This is a genomic window from Bradyrhizobium sp. HKCCYLS3077, from assembly GCF_051167555.1.
In the GTDB taxonomy this organism is placed as follows: domain Bacteria; phylum Pseudomonadota; class Alphaproteobacteria; order Rhizobiales; family Xanthobacteraceae; genus Bradyrhizobium.
Genome location: NZ_JBNPTH010000001.1, coordinates 572,453 through 590,439, shown reverse-complemented (window position 1 = coordinate 590,439; position 17,987 = coordinate 572,453). Strand labels below are relative to the sequence as shown.

Here is a 17,987-nt window from a genome sequence, read left to right as displayed (position 1 = left end):
TATACTGCACCGCAAAAGCGCGACGTAGGCTCACCGCAGATCTCGCGAGGGGTAGGACGAAGCGCGCAGGCGCTTCGCGTGAGGAGTTTTGAGAGTGGCAGGGCGGCAGCGGATCGACCGCGTCAGGCGCCAATACAACCAGTGGGTCGCCAACCAGACGTTGGAGGACTACGCACTCCGTTTCACCGCCAAGAGCGCCCGGCGCTGGTCCGCGGCCCGCGTCGCCAACACCGCGCTCGGCGCGATCTCGTTCCTGGCGCTGGAGGCGATCGGCGGCACCATCACGCTGAACTACGGCGTCACCAACGCAACCGCTGCGATCCTGGTCGCCAGCGTCATCATCTTCTGCTGCGGCCTGCCGATCGCCTATTATGCGGCCAAATGCGGCATCGACATCGATTTGCTGACCCGCGGCGCCGGCTTCGGCTATATCGGCTCGACCATCACCTCGTTGATCTATGCCTCCTTCACCTTCATCTTCTTCGCCATCGAGGCCGTCATCCTCGCCTCCGCGCTGGAGATGTGTTTCGGCATCCCGCGCCCGATCGGCTATCTGATCAGCGCCGTCGTCATCATCCCGCTCGTGACCTACGGCATCACTCTGATCAGCCGCTTCCAACTGTGGACGCAGCCGCTCTGGGTGGTGCTGCACATCCTGCCCTTTGCCGCGATCGCCTATGCCAGCCCGCACTCCTTCGCCGACTGGCAGCAGTTTCCGGGCGAGCATGGCGATCCCATGGGGCATCTCGACCTTGCGCTGTTCGGGACAGCGGCCGCCGTGGTGTTCTCGCTGGTCGCCCAGATCGGCGAGCAGGTCGACTTCCTGCGCTTCTTGCCGCGCGATCGCCGGACATCGAAGCTGTCCTGGTGGATCGCGCTGCTGTCCGCCGGTCCCGGCTGGATCGTGCTCGGCGCGCTCAAGCTGATGGCGGGATCATTCCTCGCCTTTTTCGCCCTGAGCCACGGCGTCTCGGCCGACCATGCGGCCGAGCCTGCGCACATGTATCTCGAGGCGTTCCGCTATGTGCTGGCGCGGCCGGATCTGGCGCTGGCCCTGACCGGCACCTTTGTGATCCTGTCGCAGATCAAGATCAACGTCACCAACGCCTATGCCGGCTCGATCGCCTGGTCGAACTTCTTCTCACGACTGACACACAGCCATCCTGGCCGGGTGGTCTGGCTGGTGTTCAACGTCGTGGTCGCGCTGCTCTTGATGGAGATCGGCGTCTACAAGGCGCTGGAGCAGACCTTGGCGCTGTACTCCAACATCGCGATCTCCTGGGTGGGCGCGCTGGTCGCCGACCTCGTGATCAACAAGCCGCTGGGCCTGCGTCCGCCGCAGATGGAGTTCAAGCGCGCGCATCTCTACGACATCAACCCGGTGGGCGTAGGCGCGATGACCATCGCCACCATCGTCTCGATCAGCGCGTTCTATGGGCTGTTCGGACCGACCGGCAAGGCGCTGTCGACCTTCGTTGCGCTCGGGGTTGCGCTCGTCACCGCGCCGGCGATCGCCTATCTCACCGACGGCAAATACTATCTCGCCCGCAAGCCGAAGCGCAGCTGGCAGAACATCGAGCAGATCCAGTGCTGCATCTGCGAGCATCATTTCGAGCCGGAGGACACGGCCTCCTGCCCCGCCTATGCCGGCCCGATCTGCTCGCTGTGCTGCTCGCTCGATGCCCGCTGCCACGATCTCTGCAAGCCGCATGCGCGGGCCCAGGCCCAAGTGTCGGCTGCGCTCAGCGGCATGTTGCCGCAATCGGTGCTGGCGAAGATCAACTCGCAGTTCGGACACTACGTTGGCGTCTTCCTGACCTCGGCCGGGCTCGTCGCGCTGACGCTCGGCATGATCTATCTGGAGACCTCCGCCGCGTTGCCCGGCTATCGGGGCATCATCTCCGACGTGCTGTGGAAGGTGTTCTTCGCGCTCTCCATCATTATCGGCGTGGTGACATGGCTGTTCGTGCTGGCGCAGCAGAGTCGCCGCGCGGCCGAGGCCGAGACGCGGCGGCAGACGCAGCTCCTGATCCAGGAGATCGAGGCCCATAAGCGCACCGACGCCGAGTTGCAGCGAGCCAAGGAGGTCGCGGAATCTGCCAACCTCGCCAAGAGCCGCTACGTCGTCGGCCTGAGCCACGAGCTGCGCTCGCCGTTGAACGCGATCTCCGGCTATGCGCAGCTGCTCGAGCAGGATACGACGCTGGCGCCGAAGCCGAAGGATCAAGTACGGGTGGTTCGCCGCAGCGCCGACCACCTGTCGGGGCTGATCGACGGCATCCTCGATATCTCCAAGATCGAAGCCGGCCGTCTGTATCTGTCACGCGACGAGGTTCGCCTGAGCGAGTTCCTCGACCAGCTCGTCGGCATGTTCCGCCTGCAGGCGGCGGCAAAGGGCGTCGACTTCGTGTTCAAGCGCCCAGCCGTGTTGCCGCTCGTCGTCTATGCCGATGAGAAGCGGCTGCGCCAGATCCTGATCAACTTGCTGTCCAACGCGATCAAGTTCACCCAGGAAGGCAGCGTCCAGTTCGTCGTGCACTATCGCAGCCCCGTCGCCGAGTTCGAGGTAATCGATACCGGCCCGGGCATCCAGCCCGACGATCTCGAGCGCATCTTCGCGCCGTTCGAGCGTGGCGCGCTCGGCGCAGCGCAGCCCCAGACCGGCACGGGCCTCGGCCTGACGATCAGCCGGCTGCTGGCAGGCGTGATGGGCGGCGACATCAAGGTCGAAAGCAAGGTCGGAATCGGTAGCACGTTCAAGGTCAAGATCCTGCTGTCCGAGGTGACCAACCCGACGCGGCACCCGCCGGTCAAGGCGCCGGTCGCCGGCTATCTCGGACCGCGCAAGACCATCCTCGTCACCGACGATGATCCGGTGCATCGCGACCTTCTGCGTGAGGTGCTGACGCCGCTGGGCTTTATCCTCTTGAGCGCACCGGACGGCCCGGCGTGCCTGGCGCTGGCGCAGCACTGCCAGCCGGATCTGTTCATCCTGGACATCTCGATGCCGGGCATGGACGGCTGGACCGTCGCCGAGACGCTGCGCAGCAGCGGCCACCATCAGGCGCGCATCCTGATGACGTCGGCGAGCGCGCTGGAGGCGCACGGCCGGCCATTGGCGCAGCCGTTCCATGACAGCTATCTGATGAAACCGATCGATATTCCCCGGCTGCTGGAGGCCATCCGCCAGTTACTCAAGGTCGAATGGAGCTATCAGACCGAGCATGCCGTCGTCCAACCACGCTGGCGCCCCGAAGGCGGCTCGCGCCCGCCGCTGAAATATGTCGAGGAGCTGATGAGCCTCGGGCAGATCGGCTACATCAGGGCCATCCAGTTGAAGCTCGAGGAGATCGGCAGCGCTCACCCCGAGCATGCCGAATTCGTCGCCCAGATGCGGACGCTGATCGACCGATTCGACCTCGATCAGTACATGGCCACTCTGAAGACCTTGCACGCCTATGAACATTGACAGCAAAAAGCGCGATGTGGCGCTCGTCGTCGACGACTCGCCGGAGACGCTCCGGCTGCTGACAGACGCACTCGACGGTGCCGGCATGACCGTGATGGTCGCGCTCGACGGCGCGGCCGCGATGCGCATCGTCGACCAGATCACGCCGGATATCATCCTGCTCGACGCCGTCATGCCCGGAATGGACGGTTTCGAGACATGCCGCAAGCTGAAGCGCGAGGCGGGCCTTTCCAACGTGCCCGTGATCTTCATGACCGGGCTCGCCGACACCGAACACATCGTGCAAGGGCTGGAGGCCGGCGGCGTCGACTACGTCACCAAACCGATCGCGGTCTCGGAGATGCTGGCGCGCATCCGCGTGCACCTCGCCAACGCGCGGATGACGCAGAGCGCGCGCGCCGCGCTGGACGTCTCCGGCCGCTTCCTGCTCGCGGTCAACCGCGAGGGCCGACTGATGTGGGCCACCCCGCAAGCGCAGAAGCTGCTGTCGGACAGTTTTGGGGCGACCGAGGAACTCGTGCTGCCGGACGCCCTGCGGCACTGGCTGGACCAGGCACAGAACGGCAAAGCCGGCACCAAGGCTGCGGCCGCCATTCCCGATCATCCCGAGCTGCGCCTGTACTACATGGGCGGCGCCGGCCCGAACGAGTTCCTGCTGCGGCTCGCAAAGGAGGCCACAGGCGAACTGCCCAAGCAGTTTTCCAGCGAGTTCGGCCTCACCACTCGCGAAGGCGAGGTGCTGTCCTGGCTGTCGAAGGGCAAGACCAACCGCGACATCGCGCAGATCCTGGGCCTGAGCCCGCGCACCGTCGACAAGCATCTGGAGCAGATCTACGCCAAGCTCGGCGTCGAGAACCGCACGGCAGCGGCTGCCATTGCTACCGGCGTGACACGGCGGGAGAGTTGATCCTCCGCTGTCGTGCCGGGTTGGCGCCCATCCTGCGTGATCTGTCTTGGGGGAGCAGGACGGAAATTGTCATTCCGCCCTACACACCTGCCTATGGCTATGGATCCCCGCTTTCGCGGGGATGACACCGTCAGTGGAGGAGGAGCCCGGGCTCAAGCAGTCAGCGCTTACCCATACATAAACGCCGGATCATCCAGATCGATCGCCGGGATCTGGTCCTTTTCGCTCCAGTAGTCCTGGCTGTGCTGCCATTCTGGCTTGTCGCCGCGCTTCGGCAATAGATGCATGTTGCGCATCATGTAGCCCGGATTGAAGTTCTCCGGGTCGATCCAGGGCAAGAGCGGCATGTTGTGGTCCTCCGGCCGCAAGGCCGGGGTCACCTTCTGCACGCCCTTCGCCTTCATGTGCGCGAGCAGCCGGCAGACGAACTCCGCGACCAGATCCGTCCGCAACGTCCAGCTGGCGCGGAAATAGCCGAACACCCAGGCGAGGTTCGGCACGCTCGTGAACATCATGCCGCGATAGGTCACGGTATCGCCGAAATCCAGCGGCTTGCCGTCGACGGTGAACGCGATGTCGCCGAGCACGCAGAGATCGAAGCCTGTCGCGGTGATGATGATATCGGCCTTGAGCTCATCGCCGGACTTCAGCTTGATCCCGCCTTCCGTGAAGCGTTCGATCTCATCGGTGACGACGGACGCCTTGCCGCTCTTGATGCCTTCGAACAGATCGGCATCGGGCACGAAGGCGATGCGCTGACGCCACGGACGATAGCTCGGCGTGAAGTGCTTGGCGGCGTAGTCCGGCCCGATGATGGCGCTGATCTGGCCGATCAACTCCTTCTTCACCTGCTCGGGCTCGCTCAGGCAGCGCTTGGTGAACCAGTCCTGCTCGAACAGGATCTTGCGCCTGACGATCTCGTGAATCCATTCCTCCTTGACCTGCAGCCGGCGCAGCTCCTCGGCCAGTTCGATCGCGTTACGGCCAATGCGGAAATAGGTCGGCGAACGCTGCAGCATCGTGACATGCGCGCATTTTCCAGCAATCGACGGCAGGATCGTCGCCGCAGTCGCGCCCGAACCGACTACGACGACCTGCTTGCCGGTGAGATCGAGATCCTCCGGCCACACCTGCGGATGCACGATACGGCCCTTGAATGTCGCCATCTCCGGCCACTCGGGCGTGTAGCCCTTGGAATGCCGATAGTAGCCCTGGCACATCCAGAGAAAGTTTGCCGTGATGGTGACGGGCTCCTGATCACGGCCCTTCACGGCGTGAACCGTCCAGAGATTGGTTGCGCTCGACCAGCTTGCCGAAACGATGCGATGGCCATAGCGGATGTGGCGGCCGAGATCGTTCTCCTCGATCACATCGCCCATGTATTTGAGAATTTCTTCCGCGGTCGCGATCGGCGGTCCGACCCACGGCTTGAAGCTGTAGCCGAACGTATGCAGGTCACTGTCGGAGCGGATGCCGGGGTAGCGATGCGTCCGCCACGTGCCGCCGAAACTGTCCTGGCTTTCCAGGATCACGAAGCGCGTGTCCGGCATCTGCTTGGTCAACTGATAGGCGCTGCCGATGCCGGAGATGCCGGCGCCGACGATCAGCACGTCGAAATGTTCGGTCGCGTGAGAGGACGCAGCCTCCCGGATGGGCGCGATGACGTTCATGGGGATCCCTGGGTTTTTGCTTTTGGTGTTGTTTCCTCGTCTGACAGGCTGAACCTGATCACGACGATGGTCAACCCGCGACGGCGAGCCGCAACCCAGCTTCGAACGACGTCAATTTCCGCCGAGCGGCATGCCCCATTGCCGCGCGGTCTGCACGATCCAGTCGCGATACAGCGTGAGCGGCGTAACGCCCGTCATGCCGCCGCAACCATCCGTCAGGTTGGGTCCGGTCGACCACGAGATCACACCGATCAGCAACTCGCCCTGCGCCTGCGTCTCGAAAGCAGGGCCGCCGGAATCGCCGGTACAGCCGCCGAGGCCGGGCTTGGCTCCTTGCGTCGCCGGATCGACGAGCCGGATCTGCAATGTGCCAGGTTTGCCGGTCGCGACCAGAGGAGCCGCGCGCACGACGCCGCCGCTCCTGCCGTCGCCGGGAATGGCCACGCCGATCCCCACCACAGTGAACGCATTGCCGGCCGCCAACGGCGGCTGCGGCACGCCCAGCGTGGCTGGTGCGCGCTCTCTCGCCGGCGCCTCCAACTCCAGCAGCGCGACATCGGCTGTGGCGCGATGAGCAAGGATCGATTGCATGCTGAAGCTAGGATGGACGGCGACGCGCCGCACAGTCTTGAGCAGCGGCTTGCGGTCGCGATCGTATTCCACGATGCGGTAATCGACGCCCGGCTGCACGCAATGTCCGGCGGTCAGGACGAGCTTCGGGGCGATCAACGCGCCGCTGCAGAAATTGCCACGCGAGCCGACGATCGTGACCACGGAGCGCCCGATACCGTCGTTCGAGGCGGGCGCATTGCCGACGATCGCGAGCGCCGGCGAAGCGGCCAGCCATGCGGCGATGGAGATCGTGAGGAGCAGCTTCATCGCTGCAGCAATAGCGGCTGCAAGCCCCGTCGCCAAGCGAATCGCAAAATGTGGCGTGCCGTGTTAGCGATCCCTCTGGGGAAGCGAACGAAGGACAGGACAGTGATGGTCGAGGCGGTGATCTTTGATTTCGGTGGCGTGATGACGACCTCACCGTTCGAAGCCTTTGCTCGGTTCGAGAAGGAGCGCGGCTATCCCATCGATATCATTCGCAACACCAATGCCGCCAACCACCTCGAAAACGCCTGGGCCAAGTTCGAGCGCGCCGAGATCGACCTGGACACGTTCGACCGGCTGTTCGCCGAGGAATCGCTGGCGCTCGGCGGCGCCGCGGTGAGCGGACGCGAGGTGCTGCCGCTGCTGGCCGGCGATCTCCGCCCCGACATGGTCGAGGCGCTGCGTCGGATCAAGACGGAGTGCAAGACTGGCTGCATCACCAACAACCTGCCGGCCAATGCGATCGGCAGCCAGGGCGGCCGCTCGTTCTACGTCGTCGAGGTGATGGCGCTGTTCGATCATGTCATCGAATCCGCCAAGATCGGCCTGCGCAAGCCCGATCCGCGCATCTACCAGATGATGACCGAAGCCCTCGGCGTCAACCCGGCGGACTGCGTCTATCTCGACGATCTCGGCGTCAACCTGAAGCCGGCGCGCGAGATGGGCATGACGACGATCAAGGTCGTCAGCGCGTCGCAGGCGATTGCCGAGCTGGAAGCAGCGACCGGGCTTTCCTTGCGCTGACTGTCGTGCCGCCGGCTTCGCGAGAGCGGCTAATAGTTGGTCTGTTTTGCCCGCTCGGGAAACGCGGCCGACAACGCCGCGCCATCGGCCTGCAGCACGCCGCGTTCGGTGATCAGTCCGCTCACCAGCCGCGCCGGCGTGACGTCGAACCCGTAGTTCGCGACGGGTGATCCCGGCGGCACGATGCGCACTGTCTCGATGCGGCCGTCGACGGTGCGGCCGGTCATCTCCGTCACTTCCTGCGCGCTGCGCTGCTCGATCGGGATCTGCCGTCCGTCGGCGACGGCAAAGTCGATCGTCGGCGACGGCAGCGCGACGTAGAACGGCACGCCATTGTCATGCGCGGCCAGCGCCTTCAGATAGGTGCCGATCTTGTTGCAGACATCGCCATTGGCGGCGACGCGGTCGGTGCCGACGATCGCGAGATCCACCATGCCATGCTGCATCAGGTGTCCGCCGGTGTTGTCCGGGATCACGGTGTGCGACACGCCGTGATGGCCGAGCTCCCAGGCGGTGAGCGAGGCGCCCTGGTTGCGGGGCCGCGTCTCGTCGACCCAGACATGGATCGGGATGCCGCGATCGTGGGCCAGATAGATCGGCGCCGTCGCCGTGCCCCAATCGACCGTCGCCAGCCAGCCGGCGTTGCAATGGGTCAGCACGTTGACGACTTCACCCGGCTTCTTGCGCGCGGCTGCGGCCTCGATCAGCGCGAGACCATGCGCCGCGATGCCCTGATTGATGGTGACGTCCTCGCCGGCAATGTCGACCGCACGCGCATAGGCCGCGTCCCGCCGCTCCGATGGCGCCAGCCGGCGCAGCATCGTGCTCATGGTGTCGAGCGCCCATTTCAGATTAATCGCCGTCGGCCGCGTGGCGATCAGCATCTCGTAGGCGCGGTCTATGCCAGGGTCGGAGCGGTCGTCGCGCATCGCCAACGCCATGCCGAAGGCGGCGGTCGCACCGATCAGCGGCGCACCGCGCACCAGCATGTGGCGGATCGCATCCGCCGCTTCCTCGCAGGTCGTGATCTTCGCCACGACAAACTCGTGCGGCAGCCGGCGCTGATCGATGGCACAAACCGTCCAGCCGTCGGCATCGAGCCAGATGCTGCGAAAATGCTTGCCGTCCACTTTCATGTTCGGCCTCCTGTCAGCCGCGCAGGATGCGGCCTGCGACCGCATCGAGCTTCTTGAGGAGGTCGGGATCGCGGGCCTCTGGCGCCGTGATCAAAGCAGTGTCGAGCGCGCGGTCCGAGCCGATCGGGCACGGCTCATGCTCATGCGGAAACTCGCGGGCGAGCCGCGCCACCAGCCCCTTGGCCTTGTCGGCGTTGGTGGTCAGCACCCGGATGATGTCCTGCACCGTGACGGCGTCGTGGTCCGGATGCCAGCAGTCGAAATCCGTCACCATCGCCACCGTCGCGTAGCAGATCTCGGCCTCGCGGGCGAGCTTGGCCTCGGGCATGTTGGTCATGCCGATCACCGAATAGCCCGACGATTTGTAGGTCATGCTCTCGGCATAGGTCGAAAACTGCGGCCCCTCCATGCAGACATAGGTCCCGCCGCGCACGACGGCGATGCCCTCAGCCTCCGCGGCCGCGGCGAGATGAATGCGCAGCCGCGGCGACACCGGATGCGCCATCGACACATGCGCGACGCAGCCTTTGCCGAAGAACGAGCTCTCACGCTTGTAGGTGCGGTCGACGAACTGATCGACCAGCACGAATGTGCCCGGCGGCAGCTCTTCCTTGAAGGAGCCACAGGCCGACAGCGACATCAGGTCGGTGACGCCAGCGCGCTTCAACACGTCGATGTTGGCGCGATAGTTGATGTCGGACGGTGACAGCCGGTGTCCCTTGTCGTGACGCGGCAGGAACACGATCGGCAGGCCGGCGATGGTGCCGCGCCGCAACGGCGCCGACGGCTCGCCCCACGGGCTCGCGATCACCTCTTCGCGGGCATCTTCCAGTCCCGGCAGGTCATAGATGCCCGAGCCGCCGATAATGCCAAGTACAGCCTTCGTCATGACGTCCCCATCTCCAAGGGAGATAAGAATGCCAGCTTTGAGGCAAATTGAAAACAGCGGCGGCGCGGCTGTCCGAAGACAGCTATGGTCAGGCCGCCTGGTCCGCCGCGAGCTGTCCGGCCACCAGCCGCTCGAGCGTGGCGATCGACTGGAAATTGTCCGGCGTGATCAGCTCCTGCGGAATCGTGAAATCGAACTCCGCCTCGATCGAGAGCATCAGATTGACCATGTCCATCGAGGTGAGGCCGGCATCCACGAGCTTCGTGTCGGCTTCGAGATCGGCGGAGATCCCGTTCTGAACCAGGATGTCCCGCACCAGCGCGACGATGCGGTCTGAAATATCGGCTTTAAAATTCGGCATGTGATTTCTCATTCGAAAGACAGCAGACGCGTGATCCACCTGTCGGTTGCCTCGATCGTAGAGATAACGCGGTATGGCAGCGAAAGCGTTACACAAGCGCGGTGTTCCATCCCTGAATTGCTTTAACGCTAACGCGCTAGCTCCAAATTGACCGGCGCCGGAAACCGACAATTAACCCCGGCCCCGTGATTCCACGGCGTTTACCTCGAATTTCGTCGACGCATTTGAATCAAATCCATACCCTGCGTTGTAGCCCAGAGACGGCGCAAGGCATCGGCGCAGCGTGACGGGACGCGGCAGGCCGGTCTTTCAACAACGACAAAATCCGGAGCTCAAATCGGTCATGACTGTCCAGGGAACCGCGCTTCGCACGCCGATCGCCGATGACGGCGAACGTCTCCTGCTCGATCGCAGCTCGCTGTTTCTGCAGCGGAGCGTCGCCGTGGCCGCGCAGGCGGCTGCCGAGGCAGAAGCCGTCGATCGCGACGGTCGCTTCCCCAAGGCCGCGATCGATGCGGCACGCGAGCAGAAGCTGCTGGGCATGCTGATCCCGGTCGAGTTCGGCGGCTTCGGCGCCTCGGTCCATGACATCGCCGACGTCTGCTACGCGCTCGGCCGCGCCTGCGCCTCCAGCGCCATGATCTTCGCCATGCACCAGACCAAGGTCGCCTGCATCGTCCGGCATGGTCGTGGCAATCCCTACATGGAATCCCTGATGCGGCGGATCGCATCCGAGCAGCTGCTGATGGCCTCCTCCACCACCGAGGGCCAGAACGGCGGCAACATCCGCGCCAGCGCGGCTGCCGTCGGCCATGATGGCGAGCGCATCACGCTGTCGCGCGATGCCACCGTGATCTCCTATGGCGCCGAAGCGGATGGTCTCGTGACGATCGCGCGGCGCGCCGATGCCGCAGCAGCCTCCGATCAGGTGCTGCTGGCGCTGACCAAGGACGACTACACGATCACGCGCACCCAGGGCTGGGAGACGCTGGGCATGCGCGGCACCTGCTCGACCGGCTTTGCGCTCGAGGTGAACTGCCCCGCCGACCGCGTCTTCCCGGAGGCCTATGACCGCATCCACGGTCAGACGATGACGCCGTTCGCGCATCTCTGCTGGTCGTCCGCCTGGGCCGGCATCGCCGCCGCCGCCGTGCTGCGCGCACAGCGCTTCCTGCGCAAGGCTGCACGCGGCGCGAACGGACAGATGCCGCCCGCCGCCGCGCACTACACCGCCGCCAAGATGGCGCTGGCCCGCCTTCGCGCGATGATCGTCACCAACATGGATGCGTTCGTCGCGCATGAATATGACGAGCGCGCCCTGAGCTCGCTCGACTTCCAGTCCTCGATCACGCTGCTGAAGGTGCAGGCCTCCGAGCTCGCGGTCGAGACCGTGATGCATGCGATGCGTGCCTGCGGCCTGTCCGGCTACCGCAATGACGGCGACTTCTCGATCGGCCGTCATCTTCGCGACGTGCTGTCGGCGCCGATCATGATCAACAATGATCGCATTCTTACCAATATCGCCACCGCGAACCTGATGAGCGCGGTGCCGGTCTCGCTCTACGAATGATGATCGCGCCGGGTCTTGATTTTGCCTCCAGACAGGATTTGAGACATGACCATTCCCGTTCTCCCGCAGTCGCCCGAGATTGCCCCTCAGCCGGCCGACGCCCTGGACCATCTCACAGATGCCCTGTTCCACCGCATGGGAGCAGATGGCGTCTATGCGCGCACGGCGCTCTATGAAGGCGTTGTTGAGCAACTCGCCGCGCTGATCACCCGACACCGCGAGCCCGGCACCGAGGTGATGCGCTTCCCGCCGGTCATGAGCCGCGCGCAGCTCGAGAAGTCCGGCTATCTCAAGAGCTTCCCCAACCTGCTCGGCTGCGTCTGCGGCCTGCATGGCACCGAGCGCGACATCCATGAGGCCGTGGCCCGCTTCGACCGCGGCGGCGACTGGACCACGTCGCTGTCGCCCGCCGACCTCGTACTGTCGCCTGCGGCCTGCTATCCTGTCTATCCGATCGCGGCCAGCCGCGGCGCGCTGCCGGTCGGCGGCCTCCGCTTCGACGTCGCCGCCGACTGCTTCCGTCGCGAGCCGTCGCGACATCTCGACCGCCTGCAGTCGTTCCGGATGCGAGAATATGTCTGCATCGGCACGCCCGACGATGTCTCCGCCTTCCGCGACCGTTGGATGGCGAAGGCGCAGGCGATCGCCACGGATCTCGGCCTGACGTTCCGCGTCGATCACGCCAGCGATCCGTTCTTCGGCCGCGTCGGCCAGATGAAGGCCGTCAGCCAGAAGCAGCAGTCGCTTAAGTTCGAGCTGCTGGTGCCGCTGCGCTCGGAGGAGCAGCCGACGGCCTGCATGAGCTTCAACTATCACCGCGAGCATTTCGGCACGACCTGGGGCATCGCCGACGCGCAGGGCGAGCCGGCCCACACCGGCTGCGTCGCCTTCGGCATGGACCGGCTGGCGGTCGCGCTGTTCCACACCCATGGCATCGATCTGACGCGCTGGCCTGCGCGCGTTCGTGAGATGCTGCGGCTGGAGCGGCAGGCCGTCTCCGTCGGCTAGCGCAGCGCTCATCGTCGGAGATCGGCAAACCAGGTCATGACCGCGCTCAAGCCAGTGATCCGGTGCCGCGAGATCGGAGACGCCGATCTCGATGCGGTGGCCGATCTCTTGACGCGCGGCTTCCCACGACGCTCGCGCGACTATTGGTCGAGCGGGTTGCGGCGGCAAGCGGGCCGCGCCGTCCCTGACGGCTATCCGCGTTACGGCTACCTGCTGGATCACAACGGCGTTGCTGTCGGCGTTCTGCTCCTGGTCTACAGCGATCGTGGCACGCCCGGAGAGCCGCGGATCTGGTGCAATCTGTCGAGCTGGTACGTCGAGCCCGCCTTTCGCAACTACGCGACAATGCTGACGCGCATCGCGCAGCGGCGGCCAGAGGTGACCTACGTCAATATCAGCGCCGCGAGGCCGACCTGGCCGATCGTCGAGGCGCAGGGCTTCCGCGCCTATTGCCGTGGCCTGTTTTTCTAGCTGCCGCTGCTCTCGACCGCCGGCCTCGGCTCGCCGGTCGAGCAGATCCAGGCCGACGCAGAGACCGTGGACGGCATTCCACCTGATGAAGCCGACCTGCTCATCCGCCACGCCCGCTATGGCTGTCTCAGCGTCGTGGTCCGATCAAAGACGGGTCATGTTCCGCTGGTGCTGCAGAAGGTCCGCATTCGCCAAGGACGCTTCGCATTGCCGGCGATGCAGCTGATCTACTGCCGCGACATCTCCGACTATGTCGGCTGTGCCGGAGCCATCGGCCGGCTTCTGCTGCTGCGTCGCGGCTGCGTCTCCGTCATGGTCGATGCCAACGGACCGATCGACGGCCTCATCGGCATCTATACCGAGCGGCGCGGCCGTAAATACATCAAGGGCCCGCGGCCGCCTCGGCTCGGCGATCTCAGCGATACCGAACTGCCGATCTACGGGGCCTGAACTAGGCGGCGGCCGCCCTGGCTGCATGCGCGTAGTCCCAATATAGCCGGCGCGCCCGGCTGAACACCGGGCCGATCGGCAACGTCCGGTCGTCGATGCGGATCACCGGCGCCACCTTGGCGAAATTGCCGGAGGAGAAGATTTCGTCCGCCTTCAGAAAATCATCGTAGCGCAACGTCGTCTCGACCACGCTGATCCCATCACCGCGCAGGAGATCGATGACGCGCTGGCGGGTGATGCCGTTGAGGAAGGTGCCGTTCGGTACCGGCGTGAACACGACGCCGTCCTTCACCATGAACACGTTGGCATTGCCGAATTCGGCGACATTGCCGAGCATGTCGAGCATCAGGCAATTGTTGAAGCCCCGCGAGGCCGCCTCGATCAGCGCCCGCGAATTGTTCGGGTAGAGGCAGGCCGCCTTGGCGTCGACCGGCGCGCATTCGGCCGTGGGCCGCCGGAACGGCGACAGCGTGATCGCATTGCCGGTCGGCTGCGGCATCGGCGCCTCGTAGATGCATAGGCACCAATTGGTGGTCTCGGGATCGAACAGCACGCCACCGCCGGCGCCATGCTGCGCCCAGTACATCGGCCGGATGTAGAGTTCGGCCTTCGCGCCGAAGCGTGCGATCCCCTCGCGGGCCAGGCCCATCCAGGTCGCGACATCTACCACCGGCTTGAGCCGGAAATTGGCCGCCGACTGGTTCACCCGCGCGCAGTGACGATCGAGATCGGGCGTCACGCCCTCGAACGCGCGGGCGCCGTCGAACACGGTCGAGGCGAGCCAGGTGGCATGCGTCCGCACGCCCATGATCGGCGCATTGCCCTCGCGCCATTCGCCGTCGAAGAACGTCCAGGTCTGCGAGTAGCTGACAGGCTTGACGGCTTGGGTCATGGCGGTGCTCCCTTTCGATGCGGCTCGTTCATGCCGTTGTGGCGTGGATATTTTAAGGATCCCCTTGCCATGTCGCTGCTCATCATCAATTCACGCTTGGCTGCGACAATGGCCGCCGTCTTGGTTAACCTGGAACACTGATGCCGCTCGACCCTCGCGCCCAGCGCCTGCTCGCAATGGTGGCCGTTGCCGGAGCGGGCGTTCGAGAGCGTCCGAGCCCGGAGCAGCGCCGGCAATCGCTCGCGAAGCTGATGCAGTTCTCGCGCAACGATCTCGGCGCGGTCGTCACGCGGGACGCGCATCTCCACTCTCCCGCCGGTCCGCTCCGATATCGCCTGTATACGCCTGCTGCGGGCGTCACCGGCGGTCGTCTCCCCGGCTTCATCTATTTTCACGGCGGCGGGCTCGTTGCGGGGAGTATCGAAACCCACGACAAGGTCGCGGCGGCGCTCACGGTCGCTTCTGGCTGCCGGCTGCTCTCGATCGACTACCGCCTCGCGCCGGAGCACACGTTTCCCGCCGCGCTGGATGACGCGCTGGCCGCGGTCGAATTCGCCTTTGATGAGGCCGGCACGCTCGGGATCGACAAGGAAAGGCTTGTGGTTGGTGGCGATTCCGCCGGCGCGACGCTCGCTACGACAGTGTGTCAGCGTGTGTCTGGCCGCCTGCCAATCGCGGTGCAATGCCTCATCTGCCCCGTTCTGGATTTTTCGCAAGCTTGGCCGTCTCGCGAGGAGTATGGGAGCGGCTATCTGATCGACGCGGCGACGTGGCAGGCCGACCTCGCCGACTATCTTCCCGAGGGACTCGCTCTGGACGATCCGCGGATCTCTCCTCTGCGCGCGTCTGACTTGGCCGGATTGCCGCCCGCGATCATCCACACGGCGGAATTCGATCCGATGCGGGATGAGGGCAATGCTTACGCCGACAGGCTCGCGGCGGCTGGTTTGAACGTCACGCACGTCTGCCACGACGGCATGGTTCATAATTTCCACGCGCTCGGCGCAATCCTGCCGCAGGCCAGGCCGGCACTGGAACTGATCGGGCGCCAGCTTCGATCGTTGCTGCAGGACTCCGACTCTCGCTAATTCGAGGTAACCCGGCGAGACATCGTTAGGGTTATTTCGTCGTTGTTGTCGCGAATTATGGACCGCTTTACCGCCGCGCTCATACAAATCGATCACTCGCGGAATGCGAGCAGCCTGCATCAGCAGACGATGCGGGAGCGGAGATCGCCGATGCGCAACGAGACGATTGCAATCCACGCCGGCTATGAACCCGAGGGCACGACCAAGGCGGTCGCGGTGCCGATCTATCAGACCGCCGCCTACGCGTTCGACAGCGCCGATCACGGCGCCGCGCTGTTCAATCTCGAAGTCGACGGCTATCGCTACAGCCGCATCTCCAATCCCACGACGGCCGTGCTCGAGAAGCGCGTCGCCGAACTCGAAGGCGGCGTCGGCGCGCTCGCGGTCGGTACCGGCCAGGCGGCGCTGCACTTCGCTTTCGTCAACATTGCCGATGGCGGCGGCAACATCGTCTCGGTGCCGCAGCTCTACGGCACCACGCACACGCTGCTCGGCCACATCCTGCCGCGCCAGGGCATCACCGGGCGCTTCGCGGAAAGTGATCAGCCCGATGCCATCGAGCGTCTGATCGACGAGAACACCAAGGCGGTGTTCGCCGAGACGATCGGCAATCCCGCCGGCAATGTCTGCGACATCGAGGCGCTCGCAAAGGTCGCGCATCGCAACGGCGTGCCGCTGATCGTCGACAACACGGTCGCCACGCCCATCCTGCTGCGGCCGTTCGACTACGGCGCCGACATCGCGGTGCATTCGCTGACCAAATTCCTCGGCGGCCACGGCACCACGCTCGGCGGCATGCTGGTCGACAGCGGCAACTTCCCCTGGAAGGATCACGGCGACCGCTTCCCGGCCTTCACCCAGCCGGACACCTCGTATCACGGCATGGTCTATGCCGATCATTTCGGCCGCAGCGCCTATATCCAGCGCGCGCGCAGCGTCTACCAGCGCACCATGGGCGCCGTGCTGTCGCCGTTCAACGCTTTCCTGCTGCTGCAGGGAATCGAGACGGTGGCGCTGCGGATGGAGCGCCACGTCGAGAACGCGCGCAAGGTCGCTGAATTCCTCCGCAACGATCCGCGCGTCGCCTGGGTCAACTACACGGGCTTCCCCGACAGCCCCTATTATCCGCTGGTGCAGAAATATCTCGACGGCCGCGCGTCGTCGCTGTTCACCTTCGGCATCAAGGGCGGGATGGAGGCCGGCAAGGCGTTCTACGACGCACTGAAGCTGATCACGCGCCTCGTCAATATCGGCGATGCCAAATCGCTGGCGTGCCATCCCGCCTCGACCACGCACCGGCAGATGCCGCCGGACGACCAGCGCAAGGCCGGCGTGCTGCCGGAGACGATCCGTCTCTCGATCGGCATCGAGCACATCAACGACATCATCGAGGATCTCGACCAGGCGCTCGCGCAGGCCTGTCCGCCGCAGCGCCAGCTGGACGCAGCCGAGTAGAGCCAGCAGCCGATGACCCTGCTGTTCGACAGACATCGCAGGATCACGAGCCCTGCTCTCGTGCCCGTCGACCTCGACGGCCGCGCGCGGCGATCGGGCGAGCTGACCATCGGGCTCGTCAACAACATGCCGGACAGCGCGCTGAAGGCGACCGATGTCCAGATCGCCAAATTGCTGCAGCAATCCGCGCCGCGCGACGTGCACATCCGGCTGCATTGCTTCTCCTTGCCGTCGATCGGGCGATCGCCGGCAGCTCAGAGCTATCTGGCCCAGGCCTACACGCAGATCGATCGGCTCGACCGGCTCGGCATCGACGGGCTGATCGTCACCGGCGCGGAGCCCATCGCCGCGCAGCTGCGCGACGAGCCCTATTGGCCTGATCTCACCGCGTTGATCGACTGGGCCAAAGTCAACACCCGCTCGACGATCTGGTCGTGTCTCGCCGCCCATGCCGCGGTGCTGCATCTCGACGACATCGAGCGGCAGCGGCTGGCCTTCAAATGCTCCGGCATCTTCGACTGCGTGAAGGTCAAGGACGACTGGCTCACGCGCAATATTCACTCCCCGCTCAAGGTGCCGCACTCCCGCCTCAACGCCGTCAACGAGCCGTTGCTGGCGGCGCGCGGCTACGACATCCTGACCCGATCCGCCGATGTCGGCGTCGACATCTTCGCCCGCGACATGCCGAGCCGGTTCGTGTTCTTCCAGGGCCACCCCGAATATGACGCGCTCTCCCTGCAGCGCGAATACATGCGCGACATCGCGCGCTATCTCGCCGGCCAGCGCGACGACTATCCGCGCCAGCCGAAATCCTATTTCAGCGCCGAGACCGAGGCGGTGCTCACCGCGTTCGAGGCGCGCGCCAAGCAAAGGCGAGATCCGACCATGGCTGCCGACCTGCCCGGTCTGACGCTGCGCCCCGACCTCGCCTCGGGGAGTGCGGCGCTGGTCCTGTTCAGGAACTGGCTCGCATACCTCGGACAAAGCGGATAGCGGACAAC

At 65.1% G+C, this 17,987-nt stretch carries 14 protein-coding genes and 1 pseudogene; 9 read left to right on the top strand and 6 right to left on the bottom strand.

Features of this window, described 5'->3' with window-relative positions:
* Positions 1–94 precede the first annotated feature (94 nt).
* Together ACQR0Z_RS02565 and ACQR0Z_RS02560 are read left to right on the top strand one after the other, a co-directional pair.
* On the top strand, positions 95–3,469 hold the full coding sequence (locus tag ACQR0Z_RS02565) for a hybrid sensor histidine kinase/response regulator (protein ID WP_434917594.1): 3,375 nt from the start codon (positions 95–97) through the stop codon (positions 3,467–3,469).
* Positions 3,459–4,376 carry a response regulator gene (locus ACQR0Z_RS02560; protein ID WP_434917593.1) on the top strand — a complete coding sequence of 306 codons (918 nt, stop codon included), beginning with the start codon at positions 3,459–3,461 and terminating at the stop codon, positions 4,374–4,376. Before ACQR0Z_RS02565 ends, ACQR0Z_RS02560 begins: the two co-directional genes overlap by 11 nt.
* 167 nt (positions 4,377–4,543) lie before the next feature.
* Here ACQR0Z_RS02560 and ACQR0Z_RS02555 read toward each other — a convergent pair whose 3' ends face one another.
* Both ACQR0Z_RS02555 and ACQR0Z_RS02550 read right to left on the bottom strand, forming a co-directional pair.
* A complete protein-coding gene (locus tag ACQR0Z_RS02555) occupies positions 4,544–6,046 on the bottom strand; it encodes a flavin-containing monooxygenase (RefSeq protein ID WP_434917592.1) in 1,503 nt (500 codons plus the stop codon).
* A gap of 111 nt (positions 6,047–6,157) precedes the next feature.
* On the bottom strand, positions 6,158–6,925 hold the full coding sequence (locus ACQR0Z_RS02550; RefSeq protein WP_434876094.1) for a S1 family peptidase: 768 nt from the start codon (positions 6,923–6,925) through the stop codon (positions 6,158–6,160).
* 102 nt (positions 6,926–7,027) lie between these two features.
* Between ACQR0Z_RS02550 and ACQR0Z_RS02545 the strand changes: the two genes are divergently transcribed.
* Entirely contained in the window at positions 7,028–7,666 is a 639-nt protein-coding gene (locus ACQR0Z_RS02545) for an HAD-IA family hydrolase (protein WP_434917591.1), read from the top strand.
* Between the two features lie 29 nt (positions 7,667–7,695).
* Here the strand turns inward: ACQR0Z_RS02545 and mtnA are convergent, their stop codons facing one another.
* From mtnA to ACQR0Z_RS02530, 3 genes are all read right to left on the bottom strand, one after another.
* Positions 7,696–8,802, bottom strand: coding sequence for an S-methyl-5-thioribose-1-phosphate isomerase (gene mtnA / locus ACQR0Z_RS02540; protein WP_434860126.1), 1,107 nt, complete (start codon positions 8,800–8,802; stop codon positions 7,696–7,698).
* Positions 8,803–8,815: 13 nt separating this feature from the next.
* A complete protein-coding gene (locus tag ACQR0Z_RS02535) occupies positions 8,816–9,691 on the bottom strand; it encodes an S-methyl-5'-thioadenosine phosphorylase (protein ID WP_434917590.1) in 876 nt (291 codons plus the stop codon).
* Between the two features lie 88 nt (positions 9,692–9,779).
* Positions 9,780–10,052: a phosphopantetheine-binding protein gene (locus ACQR0Z_RS02530; RefSeq protein ID WP_434876098.1), complete on the bottom strand. Its 273-nt coding sequence runs from the start codon at positions 10,050–10,052 to the stop codon at positions 9,780–9,782.
* A 343-nt stretch (positions 10,053–10,395) separates the two neighbouring features.
* On the opposite strand from ACQR0Z_RS02530, the gene ACQR0Z_RS02525 reads away from it, so the two are divergent.
* The 3 genes and pseudogenes from ACQR0Z_RS02525 to ACQR0Z_RS02515 all read left to right on the top strand — a co-directional run bounded on the left by ACQR0Z_RS02525 (position 10,396) and on the right by ACQR0Z_RS02515 (position 13,551).
* Complete coding sequence (locus tag ACQR0Z_RS02525) at positions 10,396–11,622, top strand: acyl-CoA dehydrogenase family protein (RefSeq protein ID WP_434917589.1); 1,227 nt, start codon at positions 10,396–10,398, stop codon at positions 11,620–11,622.
* Between the two features lie 45 nt (positions 11,623–11,667).
* On the top strand, positions 11,668–12,630 hold the full coding sequence (locus tag ACQR0Z_RS02520) for an amino acid--[acyl-carrier-protein] ligase (RefSeq protein ID WP_434917588.1): 963 nt from the start codon (positions 11,668–11,670) through the stop codon (positions 12,628–12,630).
* A 36-nt stretch (positions 12,631–12,666) separates the two neighbouring features.
* Positions 12,667–13,551: pseudogene (locus ACQR0Z_RS02515) on the top strand (acyl-CoA acyltransferase).
* 1 nt (position 13,552) lies between these two features.
* Here ACQR0Z_RS02515 and ACQR0Z_RS02510 read toward each other — a convergent pair.
* Entirely contained in the window at positions 13,553–14,443 is an 891-nt protein-coding gene (locus ACQR0Z_RS02510; RefSeq protein WP_434917587.1) for a branched-chain amino acid aminotransferase, read from the bottom strand.
* Positions 14,444–14,583: 140 nt separating this feature from the next.
* On the opposite strand from ACQR0Z_RS02510, the gene ACQR0Z_RS02505 reads away from it, so the two are divergent.
* From ACQR0Z_RS02505 to metA, 3 genes are all read left to right on the top strand, one after another.
* The gene (locus ACQR0Z_RS02505; protein ID WP_434917586.1) at positions 14,584–15,531 is read left to right on the top strand and encodes an alpha/beta hydrolase; all 948 of its coding nucleotides are present in this window, start codon (positions 14,584–14,586) and stop codon (positions 15,529–15,531) included.
* 150 nt (positions 15,532–15,681) lie between these two features.
* Positions 15,682–16,986: an O-acetylhomoserine aminocarboxypropyltransferase/cysteine synthase family protein gene (locus tag ACQR0Z_RS02500; RefSeq protein ID WP_434917585.1), complete on the top strand. Its 1,305-nt coding sequence runs from the start codon at positions 15,682–15,684 to the stop codon at positions 16,984–16,986.
* A 12-nt stretch (positions 16,987–16,998) separates the two neighbouring features.
* A complete protein-coding gene (metA, locus tag ACQR0Z_RS02495) occupies positions 16,999–17,979 on the top strand; it encodes a homoserine O-succinyltransferase MetA (RefSeq protein WP_434917584.1) in 981 nt (326 codons plus the stop codon).
* Positions 17,980–17,987: the final 8 nt, after the last annotated feature.